Source organism: Streptomyces sp. NPDC126510 (assembly GCF_040302345.1).
Lineage (GTDB): Bacteria > Actinomycetota > Actinomycetes > Streptomycetales > Streptomycetaceae > Streptomyces.
In genome coordinates, this window is the sequence record NZ_JBEORR010000003.1 from 313,258 (window position 1) to 328,096 (window position 14,839).

15 protein-coding genes and 1 pseudogene are annotated in these 14,839 nt (G+C 74.4%); 8 read left to right on the plus strand and 8 right to left on the minus strand.

Annotation, left to right across the window (positions count from 1 at the left end):
* Window positions 1-85 precede the first annotated feature (85 nt).
* From ABTX60_RS05410 to ABTX60_RS05440, 7 genes and pseudogenes are all read right to left on the minus strand, one after another.
* Window positions 86-1,102: a Rieske (2Fe-2S) protein gene (locus ABTX60_RS05410; protein ID WP_352095731.1), complete on the minus strand. Its 1,017-nt coding sequence runs from the start codon at window positions 1,100-1,102 to the stop codon at window positions 86-88.
* Entirely contained in the window at window positions 1,095-2,075 is a 981-nt protein-coding gene (locus ABTX60_RS05415; protein WP_352095732.1) for a phytoene/squalene synthase family protein, read from the minus strand. The genes ABTX60_RS05410 and ABTX60_RS05415 overlap by 8 nt, the downstream gene beginning before the upstream one ends.
* A complete protein-coding gene (locus ABTX60_RS05420) occupies window positions 2,062-3,624 on the minus strand; it encodes a phytoene desaturase (protein WP_352095733.1) in 1,563 nt (520 codons plus the stop codon). The genes ABTX60_RS05415 and ABTX60_RS05420 overlap by 14 nt, the downstream gene beginning before the upstream one ends.
* A complete protein-coding gene (locus ABTX60_RS05425) occupies window positions 3,621-4,763 on the minus strand; it encodes a polyprenyl synthetase family protein (RefSeq protein ID WP_352095734.1) in 1,143 nt (380 codons plus the stop codon). Before ABTX60_RS05425 ends, ABTX60_RS05420 begins: the two co-directional genes overlap by 4 nt.
* 85 nt (window positions 4,764-4,848) lie before the next feature.
* On the minus strand, window positions 4,849-6,222 hold the full coding sequence (locus tag ABTX60_RS05430; protein ID WP_352095735.1) for a cryptochrome/photolyase family protein: 1,374 nt from the start codon (window positions 6,220-6,222) through the stop codon (window positions 4,849-4,851).
* 4 nt (window positions 6,223-6,226) lie between these two features.
* Window positions 6,227-7,810, minus strand: coding sequence for an SDR family oxidoreductase (locus ABTX60_RS05435; RefSeq protein WP_352095736.1), 1,584 nt, complete (start codon window positions 7,808-7,810; stop codon window positions 6,227-6,229).
* A 117-nt stretch (window positions 7,811-7,927) separates the two neighbouring features.
* Window positions 7,928-8,299: pseudogene (locus ABTX60_RS05440) on the minus strand (MMPL family transporter); the annotation flags it as partial.
* A 24-nt stretch (window positions 8,300-8,323) separates the two neighbouring features.
* On the opposite strand from ABTX60_RS05440, the gene ABTX60_RS05445 reads away from it, so the two are divergent.
* Entirely contained in the window at window positions 8,324-8,698 is a 375-nt protein-coding gene (locus ABTX60_RS05445) for a MarR family winged helix-turn-helix transcriptional regulator (protein ID WP_352095817.1), read from the plus strand.
* 10 nt (window positions 8,699-8,708) lie between these two features.
* Here the strand turns inward: ABTX60_RS05445 and ABTX60_RS05450 are convergent, their stop codons facing one another.
* The gene (locus ABTX60_RS05450) at window positions 8,709-9,539 is read right to left on the minus strand and encodes an oxidoreductase (protein WP_352095737.1); all 831 of its coding nucleotides are present in this window, start codon (window positions 9,537-9,539) and stop codon (window positions 8,709-8,711) included.
* Window positions 9,540-9,627: 88 nt separating this feature from the next.
* On the opposite strand from ABTX60_RS05450, the gene ABTX60_RS05455 reads away from it, so the two are divergent.
* The 7 genes from ABTX60_RS05455 to ABTX60_RS05485 all read left to right on the plus strand — a co-directional run bounded on the left by ABTX60_RS05455 (window position 9,628) and on the right by ABTX60_RS05485 (window position 14,603).
* Window positions 9,628-10,539, plus strand: coding sequence for a LysR family transcriptional regulator (locus tag ABTX60_RS05455; protein WP_352095738.1), 912 nt, complete (start codon window positions 9,628-9,630; stop codon window positions 10,537-10,539).
* A complete protein-coding gene (locus ABTX60_RS05460) occupies window positions 10,536-10,679 on the plus strand; it encodes a hypothetical protein (RefSeq protein WP_352095739.1) in 144 nt (47 codons plus the stop codon). The genes ABTX60_RS05455 and ABTX60_RS05460 overlap by 4 nt, the downstream gene beginning before the upstream one ends.
* 83 nt (window positions 10,680-10,762) lie before the next feature.
* Window positions 10,763-11,911: a DUF4190 domain-containing protein gene (locus ABTX60_RS05465; protein WP_352095740.1), complete on the plus strand. Its 1,149-nt coding sequence runs from the start codon at window positions 10,763-10,765 to the stop codon at window positions 11,909-11,911.
* 147 nt (window positions 11,912-12,058) lie between these two features.
* A complete protein-coding gene (locus tag ABTX60_RS05470; RefSeq protein WP_352095741.1) occupies window positions 12,059-12,811 on the plus strand; it encodes a GntR family transcriptional regulator in 753 nt (250 codons plus the stop codon).
* 341 nt (window positions 12,812-13,152) lie between these two features.
* Window positions 13,153-13,347 carry an SPOR domain-containing protein gene (locus ABTX60_RS05475; RefSeq protein WP_352095742.1) on the plus strand — a complete coding sequence of 65 codons (195 nt, stop codon included), beginning with the start codon at window positions 13,153-13,155 and terminating at the stop codon, window positions 13,345-13,347.
* A gap of 62 nt (window positions 13,348-13,409) precedes the next feature.
* Window positions 13,410-13,865, plus strand: coding sequence for a (deoxy)nucleoside triphosphate pyrophosphohydrolase (locus ABTX60_RS05480; protein ID WP_352095743.1), 456 nt, complete (start codon window positions 13,410-13,412; stop codon window positions 13,863-13,865).
* Window positions 13,866-14,195: 330 nt separating this feature from the next.
* Window positions 14,196-14,603 carry an ATP-binding protein gene (locus ABTX60_RS05485; RefSeq protein ID WP_352095818.1) on the plus strand — a complete coding sequence of 136 codons (408 nt, stop codon included), beginning with the start codon at window positions 14,196-14,198 and terminating at the stop codon, window positions 14,601-14,603.
* Window positions 14,604-14,839 lie beyond the last annotated feature (236 nt).

Sequence of the window (14,839 nt, forward strand, 5' to 3'; positions counted from 1 at the left end):
CGGGCCCGGGCCGCTCCGCGCGGGCCCGTCCGACGGGGTCATCTCATTCGGGGCGATGGGCCGGTGCCGCGCGACCGGCTTCATGTCACCCGGGGAAACGCCCGGTGCTCCGCAGCTCCCAGCGCCTCTCGGCGTAGGCGAGGTCGTCGCGCCACAGGCGCCCGGCCGTCTGCCGCATCAGGGGACGCAGCGCCGGGGCGGCGGCGCGGGCCAGCGCGAAACCGGGGCGTTCCGAAGCGGCGACGACCGCCTCGATCACGGCCGTCCGCGGCTGCTCGGCGTCCGCGGCGGTCAGCGGCGTGGCATGGGTCTCCACCACGGACGTGGCGCCCTCGCCGTCGGTGATGCGCATGACGACGGTGCGGGGCTCCGGCGCGGTGAACTCGGCGCGCACCGGCACCACCAGACGGCCCGCCACCCGGAAGGAGACGTCCACGACGAAGGCGTCGTCCTCGTCGCCCCCCTCGTCGCCCCGCGGTTCCCGCACGACCGTCAGGTCGACGAAGGAGTACGGGTGGAACCAGGACCCGTGCCACGGGTCGAGCCGGTTGGCCACCACGTCCTGCGGTTCGCACCGCCCGGCCGCCGTGAACACGGCGTCCACCCCGCTGCCCGGTGCGGGCCGGGCCGGGACCACGGGCCGCTCCGACGGCTCCTCACCGCCCACCGCGTCCAGCCGGACCCACACCAGCACCCCGTCGTCGTGGGCCGGGTACGGCTGCCAGCCGGCGAACGCGGAGCCGTCCAGGGCCAGTCCGTGCCAGTGGCACACCAGCGTGCCGCACACCACCCGGCTGTCCCGCAGCGGGGCACCGAGGTGCGGGCAGACGCCGGGACCGGCCCGGAGCTCACCGGCCGCAGAGCGCCACAGCACCACCTCCACGCCGCCGACGGTCCTGCCGTAGGGGCGGCCGGGGCGCACGTCCCGGGAGGCGCCCACCACGAACCAGTTGCCGGAGGGCCGGGCGGACGCCCGTTTGAGGGTGTCGGCGATGAGCGCCGGACGGGCCGCGCGCCAGGTCGGTGTCTGCTCCGCCCAGCCGGGGCCGCGGCGCCGCCGCAGTGGTGAGGTCCAGCGTGTCCTGTCCGCTCGGTCAGCCACGACCCTGCCCCTTCCGTTCCGGTGCGGCCGAAGCCGCCGCGTGGGCCGCCCACCGGGCGCGGGCCACCTTGAGGACCCCGGCCGCGGCGGTGGCCGCCCGCCGCCGGCGGGGCACCACGGCACGGCGGTGCAGCACGGTGTAGTCGTGCCGCGCGATCGCGTCGAGGATGCCGCCGTACAGCGTGAACGCGGTCCTGACGCAGGGGCGCACCCGCGGGTCGAGCATCGCGATGCCCGGTTCCGCCTCCCGGTACACGTTCCTGGTCAGGGCCTCCGCCGCGACCAGTGCGGCCCGGATGCGCGGGTCCCGGCGGCCGCTGCGCCGGCTCCACTCCAGGAGCGGCCGGTCCACGCCGTGGGCGGCCAGCAGGTCCGCCGGCAGGTAGACGCGACCGCGTTCCAGGTCCTCGCCCACGTCCCGCAGGAAGTTGGTCAGCTGGAACGCCACCCCGAGGGCCGCGGCGTGCGGTGCCGCCTCCTCGCGCGGGACGACCGTGCCGAGCACGGGCAGCATCTGCAGGCCGATCACCGCGGCCGAGCCGTGCATGTAGGCCCGCAGGTCGGCGTAGGCGGGGTAGTCCGTGACGGTCAGGTCGGCGCGCATCGAGGCGAGGAAGTCGGCGAACAGGTCGACCTCGATGCGGTAGCGGTCGGCGGTGTCGGCCACGGCCCGGACCACCGGTTCGGCCCCGCCGCCGGTGCGCAGGGCGTGGGCGAGGTCCTCCTCCAGCCGCTTCAGCAGCAGGTCCCGTTCGTCGGGTGTCAGGCGCCGGTCCAGGTCGTCGACGATGTCGTCGGCCCAGCGGGCGAAGCCGTACAGCGCGTGCACGGCCGTGCGGCGTTCCAGCGGCAGCAGGCGCGTGGCCAGGAAGTAGGTCCGGCCGTGGCGGGCGTTGAGCCGCCGGCACCGGCCGTAGGCGGCGCGCAGGCCGGGGTCGGTGATCCCGGCGGCGTCCAGTTCACGACGGGTCATGGGCACCTGCTCCGGTCGGGGTGGAGGTGCGGCGGTACGAGGCCCGACCCGCCCGTGCGACCCGGGTGCCGCCCCCGGTGACGCGGGCGGCGGCGAGCTTCCCGCTGAGGAGCACGGTCGGTACGCCGACACCGGGGGTGGTCCCGCAGCCCGCGAGCACCACGTTGTCCAGCCCGCGGACGAGGTTGCGCGGCCGGAAGGGCCCGGTCTGGGCGAAGGTGTGGGAGACCGAGAAGGGACTGCCCGCCGCATGGCCCTGCGCCGTCCAGTCGAGCGGGGTCACCAGCAGTTCCTCCTCGACACCGGCCCCGAAACCGTCCAGGCCGCGGCGCTCCAGCTCGGCGACCAGGCTGTCGCGGTAACGCGGGCCGAGGTCGCGCCAGGCGGCGGCGGAGGGGCCGACGGCGGTGTTGGGGCAGGGAGCCAGGACGTAGTGGAGGTGGCGGCCCGGCGGCGCCAGGGAGGCGTCGTGCGTCGTCGGCCGGGTGATCAGCAGCGACGGGTCGCTCATCAGCGTGCCCGAGCGGGTCAGTTCGTCGAAGGTGCGCTCCCAGGCGGCGCCGAAGGACAGCGTGTGGTGGGCCAGCTGGGGCCAGGTGCGGTCGGTCCCGGCGTGCAGGACCACCGCCGACGGCGAATGATGCAGCGGCACCGGGCGCCAGGGTGCCCGGCCCAGGAGCCGGTGCGCGGCGGGCAGTTCGCAGCTCAGCACGACCGCGTCGCACGGGATGCGCTCACCCGAGGCGAGCAGGACCGCCCGCACCCGTCGGGCGGAGCGTTCCAGCGCGCTCACCTCGGCCGACCAGCGCAGCTCCGCGCCGGCACCGGCCGCCACGTCGGCCATCGCCCGGGGCAGCGCGTGCATGCCGCCCTTGGGGAACCAGACGCCCGCCACGGTGTCCATGTAGGCGATCACCGCGTAGGCGGCGAGCGCCCGGGCCGGTGCCACACCGGCGTACAGGGCCTGGAAGGAGAAGACCCGGCGCAGGCGGGCGTCGGACAGGAAGCGGCCGATCCGGCCGTCCAGGCGCCCGAAACCGCCGAGGGCCGCCAGCCGGGCCAGGTCCGGGTGCGCCAGCTGGAACGGCGAGTCGAAGTTGGTGTCGATGAAACGGCGCATCTGCGCCCGGTACAGCCGCTCCAGCCACTGGCGCAGTCTGCGGTAGCCCGCCGCCTCCGCCGGTCCGGCGAAGCGCCGCACCTCCGCCTCCATGGCGTCGCCGTCGGTGTGCACGTCGAGCGAGGACCCGTCCGCGAATCCGGCCCGGTAGGCGGGGTGCAGGGCCACCAGCTCGACGTGCCGGTCGAGTCGCTCGCCGACCGCCGCGAAGGCCTCGTCGGCCAGATGCGGCATCGTCAGCACGGTGGGCCCGGTGTCCACCAGGTAGTCACCGAGCTGGATCCGCCCGGCCCTCCCGCCCGGGCCGGCGTCCCGTTCGACGAGCGTGACCCGCCGGCCGGCGCCCAGCAGGTGCAGGGCGCACGCCAGTCCGGACAAGCCGGCGCCGACCACGACGACATGGTCCGTAGGGCCCGTCACCGTCCTCATACGAGCTCCTGCGCGTGCTGCGGGGCGACGCCCGAGGCCTGCTCGACCAGGGCGGCGAACTCCCGCTGTGCGGCGGGGGCGGCGCCGGTCTCCGCGAAGCGCCGCAGACCGGCGGCCGCCAGGTCCGCGATCCTCGACTCCACGTCGGCCCGGGCACCCGTCCGTTCCAGTGCCTCCCGCATCCGCTCCACGGTGTGCCCCGGCAGGGCGTCCGCGTCCGGGGCGAGCACGGCGGCCGCCTCGTGGTCGCCGCCGGCCTCCGCGAGCCGGACGGCGAGGGCGAGCAGGGGGGTCAGCTTGCGGGAGCGCAGGTCCTCGCCGGCCGGCTTGCCGGTGAGCGCGGGGTCCCCGAAGGCGCCGAGGAGATCGTCGCGCAACTGGAAGGCCAGCCCCGCGCACCGGCCCGCCGCCCGCAGCGCGCCCAGGGTCGGCGCGTCCGCACCGGCCAGACAGGCACCGAGCGCCAGGGGCCGCGCGACCGTGTACCGGGCGCTCTTCAAAACGGCGATGGTCAGCGCCTCCTCGGCGCCGGACGAGCCGCTTTCCTGCGCGCGCAGGTCGCGGTACTGCCCGGCGACCATCTCGGTGCGCATGGCCCGCCACTCGTCGTGCAGCCGCGGGCCGTACGGCGAGGCGAGCGCCGTCTCGGTCAGCAGGTCGTCCGCCCATGCCAGCGCCAGATCGCCCGCGAGCACGGCCGCCGACGTCCCGAAGGCCTCGGCGGACCCGTTCGCCCGGCCGGCCCGGTGCCCGTGGGTGAAGTCCACGTGCATCGCGGGCCCGCCCCGGCGCAGCGGCGATCCGTCCATCAGGTCGTCGTGGATGAGGGCGCAGGCCTGGAGCAGCTCGAGGGCGGCCCCCGTACGCAGGACGGCGTCCGCGTCACCGGAGCCGCCCGCGGCCCGCCAGCCGCACCACACGAACGCCGTGCGCAGCCGCTTGCCACCCCGCCGGACGAACGCGGCGACGCGCTCGGCCATCTCGTGGGTGAACACCGCATCCGTGTCCCGGGCCTGCCGCAGCCGCGCCTCGAGCACCCGCTCGAGGACCGCCTCCATGGCACGGGTGGCCCCGGGAGCCGTGAGCGGGGCGTCGTCCGTCTCCGCCGGTCCGGCCACCGTCGGCCGCGGTCCAAGCATGCGCAACCCCTTCTCGCTTCCGGTCCTCCGCACATCAGTGCTTTCCGCGGGGAGCGGTGTTTCGGATGCGCCGGGTTCCGGGCCGTCAGTCGCGCCCCCGGGCCTGCCGGAAGCGGGCCAGGCCCTCGCCGAGGTCGAGCAGCGGAGCCGGGTAGCGGAGCAGGGCCCGCTCGTCGTCGGGCAGCCGCCAGGGTTCGTGCACCGCGGCGCCGGCGACGTCCGCCAGTTCCGGCACCCAGCGGCGTACGTAGGTGCCGTCCGGGTCGTAGCGCTTGCCCTGGAGCACGGGGTTGAGGACGCGGTGGGGGCGGGTGTCGGTGCCGGTGCCGGCGACCCACTGCCAGTTCAGCTGGTTGTTGACGAGGTCGCCGTCCACCAGGTAGCGGAGGAAGTGCCGGGCGCCGATCCGCCAGTCCACGTACAGCGTCTTGGTCAGGAAGCTCGCCACCACCAGCCGCGCCCGGTTGTGCATCCAGCCCTCGTGGCGCAGCTGGCGCATGCCCGCGTCGACCAGGGGATAGCCGGTGCGGCCCGCCTTCCACGCCTCGATGTCCTCGGCGGCCTCCTCCGCGCCGCGCCACCGGTCGTCCCTGGAGCGGTAGTCCCGGACGGACGCCTCGGGCCGGGCCGCGAGGACCTGGTGGTGGAAGTCGCGCCAGCACAACTGGCGGACGAACGCCTCGGCCCCGGCACCGCCCCGCTCGCGGGCCCGCCGGACGACCTCCACCGGCGAGAGCGCCCCGAAGTGGAGGTAGGGCGACAGGCGTGACGTCGCGTCACCGGCCAGGTCGTCGTGCCGCTCCTCGTACCGGAGCAGGCCGGTGTCCGCCCACCGCGCGAACCGGGCGCGCCCCGCCGACTCCCCGCCGGCCGGGAGGTCCGGTGACAGGTCCGCCGCCTCCGGGCGGGGCGGCGGTCCCTCGCCGCGAGCCGCGTCGGGGACCCGCACCGCGCGCGGCGCGGGAAGGAGGCCGCGCAGGGGCTCCTTGGACCAGCGGCGCATGTAGGGGGTGAACACGGCGAAGTGGTCCGAGCCGAGCGGTGTCACGGCTCCCGGCGCGACGGCGGTGACCACGCTGTCGTGCACCCGCAGCGCGACCCCGTCGGCGTCGAGTTCCTTGCGCAGCCGCTCCTCGCGGCGGTGGGCGTAGCCGGTGACCCCCGCCGCCATGTGCACCTCCGTGGCCCCGCACGCTGCGGCGACCGCGCGGACCTCGCGGGCGACCGGCCCGCTGCGCACCACCAGCCGTCCGCCCAGGCGGCGCAGCGAGGAGTCGAGGTCGGCCAGGCAGTCGGCGAGGAAGGCGGCGCGGTTGGGCACGTCGAAGCCGGCGGCGTGCACGGCGGGGTCGCGGACGAACAGGGGCACCACCTCGTCGGCCGAGTTCAGCGCGGCGTGCAGGGGCGGATGGTCGTGCAGACGCAGGTCCGAGGTGAACAGGACGACCGCGACGGTCATGGTGTCACTCCTGGTGCGGTGGTGCGGATGCCGTCCGTTGCTGCCGGACACTTCGCCGCTCGCGGGCCCGCCGGATGCGCGAGGCCCCGCGGTGTCCGCCGGGGCCCTCGGACGCGGCCCGGGCGATGTTGCGGGCCATGCCGCCGAACACCGCGGAGTGGAACGGGGCGACGCTCCACCAGTAGGCGTGGCCCAGCAGGCCGCGCGGGTGGAACAGGGCGCGCTGCCGGTAGCGGGTGCGGCCGTCGTCGTCGGTCTCGGCGTACATCTCCAGCCAGGCGAGTCCCGGCAGCCGCATCTCGGCGCGCAGCCGCAGCAGATGACCCGGTTCCAGCTCCTCGACCCGCCAGAAGTCGAGCGAGTCACCGACCCTCAGGCGCTCGGTGTCCCGCCGTCCGCGGCGCAGTCCGACCCCGCCCGCGAACCGGTCCAGCCAGCCCCGGACGGCCCAGGCGAGCGGGGAGGAGTACCAGCCGTTCTCGCCGCCGATACCCTCGACGACCTTCCACAGCGCCGCCCGGGACGCGTCGACCGGCCGCTGCCTCTCGTCCTGGTAGAGGCTGCCGCCCGCCCAGTCCGGGTCCGTGGGCAGCGGGTCGCTGGGCGCTCCGGGGACCGATGCCGAGGACCAGCGCGTGGCGACCTGTGCCTCACGCACCTTGCGCAGCGCCAGGGTCAGCGCCTCGTCGAACGGCAGCGGGCGGCCCGGGGCGTCCGGCACGTACCGGGCGATGTCGTGTTCGCGGCAGACGACCTCGTGCCGCAGCGACTCGGTCAGCGGCCGGGCCAGGGAGGCGGGCACCGGGGTGACCAGGCCGACCCAGTGGCTGGACAGCCGCGGGGTGAGGACCGGGACCGGCACGATGAACCGCCGCGGCAACCCGGCCACGGCGGCGTAACGCAGCATCATCTCGCGGTAGGTCAGGACGTCGGGCCCGCCGATGTCGAAGGCCCGGTCGACATCGGCCGGCATGCCGGCCGACCCGACGAGGTAGCGCAGCACGTCCCGCACCGCGATGGGCTGGGTGCGGGTGTGCACCCAGCTGGGGGTGACCATGACGGGCAGGCGTTCGGTGAGGTAGCGCAGCATCTCGAACGACGCCGACCCGGAGCCGATGACGACGGCGGCCCGCAGCACCGTCGCGGGCACGGGGGAGTCGAGGAAGATCTGCCCGACCTCGGCCCGGGACCGCAGGTGCGGGGAGAGCGACGCCTCCGGCACGCCGTGCGGTGTGAGCCCGCCCAGGTAGACGATCCGCCGTACGCCCGCGGCCCGGGCCTGTTCGGCGAAGATCCGGGCGGCGGCGCGGTCGGTGTCCTCGAAGCGGGAGCCGGAACCCAGGGCGTGCACCAGGTAGTAGGCGACGTCGACTCCGCGCAGGGCGGCGGCGACCGACCCGGGGTCGGTGACGTCGCCTCGGACCGACTCGGCGTGCGCAGCCCAGGGGTGGTCACGGAGCTTGCCGGGGGAGCGGGCCAGGCACCGGACGCGATGGCCTTCCTGCAACAGTTCCGGCACCAGGCGCCCGCCGATGTATCCGGACGCCCCGGTGACCAGGCAGTGCAGCCGCCGCCCGTCCGTCGTCATACCCGTACCTCCCCGGCGCCCCGCACCGCTGCCGTACTGCCGGATCGCGACCGGCCTGACGAGAACACTTCCGGCCCGGCGCCCGCGGCGGATGCACCCCCGGTCGGCGCGGGCGGTTCAGTCCTCCCGGCGGGCGAGAGCGCTCGGCCACCACGCCCGGGGCCCGATGTCGATCATCAGCGCGGGCACCAGCAGGGAGCGCACCACGAGCGTGTCGAGCAGCACTCCGAAGGCGACGATGAACGCGATCTGCACCAGGAACGCCAGGGGGATCACCATCAGCGCCGCGAACGTCGCGGCGAGCACGACGCCCGCCGAGGTGATCACGCCGCCGGTGGTGGTCAGCCCGCGCAGCACGCCCTGCCGGTTGCCGTGCGCGAGCGCCTCCTCCCGGACCCGGGACATGAGGAAGATGTTGTAGTCGACGCCGAGCGCCACCAGGAACACGAAGCCGTACAGCGGCACCGAGGCGTCCGTGCCGCCGACGCCCAGGAGTTCGCCCAGGAGCAGGGCCTGCACCTCACCGACATGCAGGCACTGATCGCGATCCTGGACGCCGACTCCGACCCGGACGCGGGCGGCGAGCCCATGACCCCGGGCCGCCTGCGGGGGCAGCTCAATCTCACCTCCGGCGCGGTGACCGCCTGCCTCGACCGGCTGGAGCGTGCCGGACACATCCGCCGGGTCCGCGACGCCGGCGACCGCCGGGTGGTGCACCTGCACTACGCCGACGCGGCCAGGGGCCTGGCCCGGGACTACTTCCGCCCCCTGGCCCGGAGCACCGACGCGGCCCGGGGCCGTTTCAGCTCCGAGGAGCTGGAGGTGGTCGTCCGGTTCCTCGCCGAGATGAACGCGGAACTCGTCCAGCTGCGCCGGGGCTCCGCCTGACGACCCGCCGTCAGTGGCCGAACCCGGTGTCCCGGGTTCGCTTCTCCCACGCCACGACCTCGTCCCGCACCCGGTCGAGGTGGCCGAGGACCGCGCTGACGCCGTCGTCGCCGAGGGGCAGGCGCAGGGGCGTGTGCTCGGCGTCGAGGGCGGCCAGGATGAGAGCGGCGGCCTTGGCCGGGTCACCGGGCTGCGTGCCGTCGCCGCCGGCGACGGCGCCACGGGTCTCGCTCACCTTGCCGTACACCCCGCTGTCCGCACTCGTCCCCGCCCGCCCGGTCTCGAACAGGCCGGTGCGGAAGGCGCCCGGCTCCACGATCAGCACCTTGACGCCGAACTCGGCGACCTCGTCCGCGAGCCCCTCGGACATGCCCTCCAGGGCGAACTTCGTCGCGCTGTACGCCGAGAAACCCGCGAAGGACAACTGCCCGCCCATGCTGCTCATCTGCACGATCGCGCCCGAACGCCGCTCCCGCATGTGCGGCAGCACGGCCCGGGTGAGGGCGGCCGGGCCGAAGACGTGCACGTCGAACAGCGCCCGCAGCTCCTCCTCGGTGGTCTCCTCGAACGCCCCGACATGTGTCCGGCCCGCGTTGTTGACCAGGACGTCGATCCGCCCGTGCCGCGCCACGACGTCCCGCACGGCGGCTTCGGCGGCGCCGGTGTCGGCGACGTCCAGGCGCAGCGCCTCCACCCGGTCGGGGTGGGCGGCGACCAGATCGTCCAGCGCCCCGGGGCGCCTGGCCGCGCCCACCACCACATCGCCGGCCGCGAGGGCCGCCTCGGCGATCGCCCGCCCGAAGCCACTGCTCGCGCCCGTGATCAGCCACACCTTGTTCATGACAGCTCCCCGTCTCGTGTCGTCACGTCCGTCACCCTCTCGCCCGGGGCGACGGACCGTCCAAGACATTCGGTGATAGCCGAGGGTTATGAGCATGGACGTTCATCTGCGGGACCTGCGTTACTTCGTCGCCGTGGCCGAGGAACTGCACTTCACCCGAGCCGCCGAGCGCCTCTATGTGTCGCAGCCCGCGCTGAGCAAGCAGATCCGGGCGCTGGAGCGGCACATGGGTGTCGAGCTCTTCCGGCGCGACCGGCACGGCGTGGCCCTCACCGAAGCCGGTACGGCGCTGCTGCCGCACGCACGCGGGGTGCTGGGCGCGTGGGACGAGGGCGCCGCCGCGGTGGACGCCGTCCGGGCGGCGCAGCGCAGCACACTGGTCGTGGGCATGAGCACCAGCCCGGTCCGCGGCGGCCTGCTGCCCGCGATCCGCTCCCGCTTCTCGGCGGCCCACCCGGAGGCCGCCGTCCGGATCCGGCAGGTGAACTGGGAGGATCCGACGGCCGGTCTCGCCGACGGCACCGCCGACCTGTCCTTCGTCTGGCTGCCCCTGCCCGGCCAGGACCGCTACGACTTCACGCTCGTCGCCGAGGAACCGCTCATGGTCGCCCTCCCCGACACCCACCCGCTCGCCGGTCGCGCCGCGATCGACTTCGCCGACCTGCTCGACGAGCCGTTCCTCGCCCTGCCCGAGAGCACCGGTCCGCTGCGCGACTACTGGCTCGCCCTCGACGCGCGTGGTGGCCGCCCGCCCCGCATCGGCGCCGAGATCGCGAGCACGGAGGAGACGTACGAGGCCCTGACCGCCGGCCTCGGCGTCTGCCTCGTGGCGGAGGGCAACGTCCCCCTGCTCACCCTGGGCGGCGTGACGGCCCGCCCGGTGCGCGGCGTCACCCCCAGCCGCTACGTCCTGGCCTGGAGACGCGAGGACGGGCGGCGGCCCCTGGTGCGAGCGTACGCACAGGCCTGCCGCCGGGTGGCGGGCCGCGGCACGGGATGAGGCGCACCCGCTCCGAACCGACCGGCCGTCACCCTCCCGCCGAGAACACCGTGCCCCCGGAGACGTTCGACGCCCAGCGGGCCGTCAGGGCGTTCGCCGCCCGTATCGCCGCGCTCGTCGCCCGCGTTCCGCCCCCGTGATCCCGCCGCTTACGATGCGCCCAGCCGTACCTCGGTTTCGGACGGCCCGCTCTCTCACCGCCTCAGCCAGGAGCACCGTACCCGTGTCGATACCCCCGCCTCCCGGGCACCAGCGGCCCCGGGCCCCGTTCGGCCCGCCCCAGGCGAACCGGCCCCAGGGAGCCCCGGGTCACGGCCCCTACGGTCCTGCCGGTCGCCCGTACGGCACTCCGGTCTCCGTCAACGCGCTCGCCGTGGCCGCGCTGGCCCTCGGCGTGCTCTGTTTCCTGCCCGCCGCGGGGCTCGTGCCGGGGTTGATCGCGCTGCGGCAGATCCGGCGGTCCGGGCAGAGCGGGCGGGGCATGGCGATCGCGGGGTCGGTGTTGTCGCTCGCCGGGATCGCACTGTGGGCGGTGGTGCTGCCCACGGGGGCCGAGTCCAAGGCCTGGGAGGGCTTCAAGGACACCGCGCGGGGAAACGAGAGCCTGTCGCTGGAGAAGGGCGACTGCTTCGACGCGCCCGGCGGGCTGGAGGGCGACACCTACGACGTGGACCGGGTGCCGTGCCGGGGCGGGCACGACGGCGAGGTGTTCGCGGTCATCACGCTGCCCGGCGGCGCCTTCCCGGGCGACGCCCGGATCACCGACGTCGCCGACGAGAAGTGCTACGCCCTCCAGGACCGGTACGCGATGGACACCTGGGCGATGCCGGCCGATGTCGACGTGTACTACCTGATGCCGTCCCGGGAGAGCTGGCGCTACGGCGACCGCGCGATCACCTGCCTCTTCGGCAACACCGAGGCCGGGGCCGGGCTGACCGGCTCCCTGCGCGGCGATCCCACCACGCTCGACACCCACCAGGTCCTCTTCCTGTCGACGGCCAACGCCCTCGACGCGGCCCTCTACGAGGAGCCCGGGAGGACCCCCGAGGAGGACCTCGCCGCCCACCGGGCCTGGGCCGCCCGGGTCCACGAGGTGCTCGGCGAGCAGATCGGGGCCCTGCGCGGGCACCCCTGGCCGGCCGGCGCCCGCACACCCGTCGCCGACCTGGTCGCCGACCTGGAGGACGCCCGGACGGAGTGGAAGAGGGCGAGCACCGCGGGGGACGCGGACACCTACTACGCGCATTACGACAAGGCGTACGGCTTCGTGGACGGGCCGGCGACCGTCACGGCGCGCAAAGCCCTCGGCCTTGCGGCCACCCCGCCTGCCCCCGGGGACGACGAGAAGAAAGAGTCCGAAGCGCAGGTGTGACGGCGGCTATAGCGGGGAGAAAGTGCCTGCGTAAAGCCCTCCACCACCGCATGTCATCACATCGAGTGATTCTCTGGCCTTTGCTTGCACCGCACAACCTACGGTTGCCACGCTGTTGCTGTCTGTACAACCTGATGGGAGCGGCCAGTGACATTCGGTGAGCAGCCGGCGTACCTGCGCGTCGCGGGTGATCTCCGCAAGAAGATCGTCGACGGTCAGCTGCCACCGCACACCCGCCTGCCCTCCCAGGCCAGAATCCGCCAGGAGTACGGGGTCTCGGACACGGTCGCGCTGGAGGCCCGCAAGGTGCTCATGGCGGAAGGCCTGGTCGAGGGCCGTTCCGGCTCGGGGACCTATGTGCGCGAGCGGCCCGTGCCCCGGCGCATCTCCCGCTCCGGCTACCGCCCGTCCGGCGGGGCCACGCCGTTCCGCCAGGAGCAGGCCGACGGCGACGGGCGCGGCACCTGGGAATCCAGCAGCGAGCAGTCCGAGGCGAGTGTCGCGGTCGCCGCGCGGCTGGGCGTCGAGCCGGGCGAGCGGGTCATGTGCACGCGGTACCTCTACCGCGAGGGCGGCGAGGCGATGATGCTCTCCACGTCCTGGGAGCCGCTCACGGTCACGGGGCGTACGCCCGTGATGCTGCCGGAGGAGGGGCCGGTCGGCGGCATGGGAGTCGTCGAGCGCATGCGCGCCATCGACGTGGTCGTGGACAACGTCACGGAGGAGGTCGGCGCCCGCCCCGGCCTCGCCGAGGAGCTGCTCGTCCTGGGCGGCGTCCCGGGGCATGTGGTCCTGGTCATCCAGCGCACCTTCTATGCCTCCGGACGTCCGGTGGAGACGGCCGACGTGGTCATTCCGGCCGATCGGTACCGGGTCGCCTACCACCTTCCGGTCAAGTAGCGCACGCTCCCATCCGCCCCGCGGCGCGCTCCTCGCGCGCCCCGTTCACCCGATCGCCGTACGGACCGGCCTGGGCCGGCGTGCCGCGCGGCCCGTGGCCGAGCGTCGTTCACGCAGGTCGTCACCCGTGTATGCGGTATGCCCGCGGCTTGTTGCGCAAAGGCACGCGAACGGCGCGTTCACCGGCGTGCGCCCCCTGCGTTCTGGCTGGTTGCGTACCTCTTCGTGAAAATCCGTATTCGCTCCGTGAAGGTTAGGCGTAGGCTCGGGCATATGCGCATTGCGGTTTCCTTGGCGGGTGGGGCACGGCACAAGCCGCGGGCGGGAAGTGGAGGGGCGCGATGAACGACAGCACGGTCACTCTCCCCTGGCTCGTGATACGAGAGGACGACAACGGCAACCGTTACCGAGTGGGCCGGTACGCGACCCGGGCCGAGGCCCAGAAGATCGCGGACAGCCTCGACGGTCGCGGCCACAAGCAGCTGTACTGGGTCGAGCGGCTCGGCCAGAACGGGACGGCCGTGGCGCACGACTGACCGTCGCGAGGTCGCCCCGGGGAGGGCCCCGGAGGCCGGCGGGGCTCCCGTAGGCTCCCCGCATGAGTGAGCGGATCGTCGTGGGGGCCGCGCTGGTCGAGGACGGGCGGCTGCTGGCCGCCCGGCGCAGCGCGCCCGTCGAGCTGGCCGGGCGCTGGGAGCTGCCCGGCGGCAAGGTCGAGCCCGGTGAAACGGCCGACGCGGCGCTCGCGCGGGAGTTGCGCGAGGAACTCGGCGTCGACGCCGAGGTGCGCGGGCGCGTTCCGGGGGAGTGGCCCCTCAGGGTGCCCTACGTCCTGCACGTGTGGACCGCTCGGCTGCGCCCGGGGTCAGCCGCGCCCCGGCCCCTGCAGGACCACGACGAACTGCGCTGGCTCGGCCCCGACGAGATCTGGGACGTGCCCTGGCTCGAGCAGGACGTCCCGGCCGTGCGGCAGGCCCTCGCACATCTCGGCATCGCGCAGATCCCGTCCTCTCGCGGCCCGGGTTCCGACAGGCCGGACGAACTGGGCGCCTGAAGGCCCGAACGCTTCGGCCTCGGCAGGCCGGAACGCTTCGCCCTCGGCAGGCCGGAACGCTTCGGCCCCGGGAAAGATGGAACGCTTCGGCCCCGAAAACTGGAACGCATAAGGTCCCGGAAGGCCGGAACACCTCGCCCCGGAAGGCCGGAAGACCCCCGGCGCCCGAAGCCGGCCGGGGGCGCGCGGCCTCCGTCGCACTGCCGTACCAGCGCCCTTACGCCTTTCGTGCCACAGTGCGCTGCCCCGCGCGGTACTCCACCCCGGATATCGGGTATGTGCCCATTAACCCCATGAAACCGGACATGGGTGTGGGCTCCTGCCTGGGAAGTGATCGGCGTGATCGACACCGCGGACGACTGCGCCGACTGGACCTTTCCCGCCGAACCGGGCGCCGTGCGCACCGCTCGCCAGGCCGTGCGCGGCCAACTCCGCGCCTGGGACCTCGACGGTCTCGCGGACCTCGCGGCACTGCTGGTCAGCGAGTTGGTCACCAACGCCCTGCGGCACGCCACGGGCCCCATCGGGGTCCGCCTGGTGCGCCGCTCGGGCCTGGACGGCGCCCTGCTGGTCGAGGTCTCCGACCCGCTTCCGGACCCGCCCCGCGAGCGCGCCGCCCGACTCGAGGACGAGAGCGGCCGCGGACTGCATCTGGTGGCCTCCTCCTCCCGTCGCTGGGGGACCCGGCCCGGCGCCACGGGCAAGACGGTGTGGTTCGAACTCGCGGTGCCGGAGTGAATATCCGGTGTACGTACGGCTCGCCGCTGTAGAGCGATTGGTTCAGGCCAGTGGCGGTTGCCGGTGGACGGGATTCGACGGCGTGTCCCCTGGTTAGAAGACTGGCAGTGTTGTCACGGTCCGGACCGAAAACCATCGGGACCGTGCTGTGATCGTGAACACCGTGTTGTGCGGCACCGTAGTGCTGGATACTGCGGGCAGCCGCCCCCGGTGACCGGTGCCGGACGCGGTGAGCT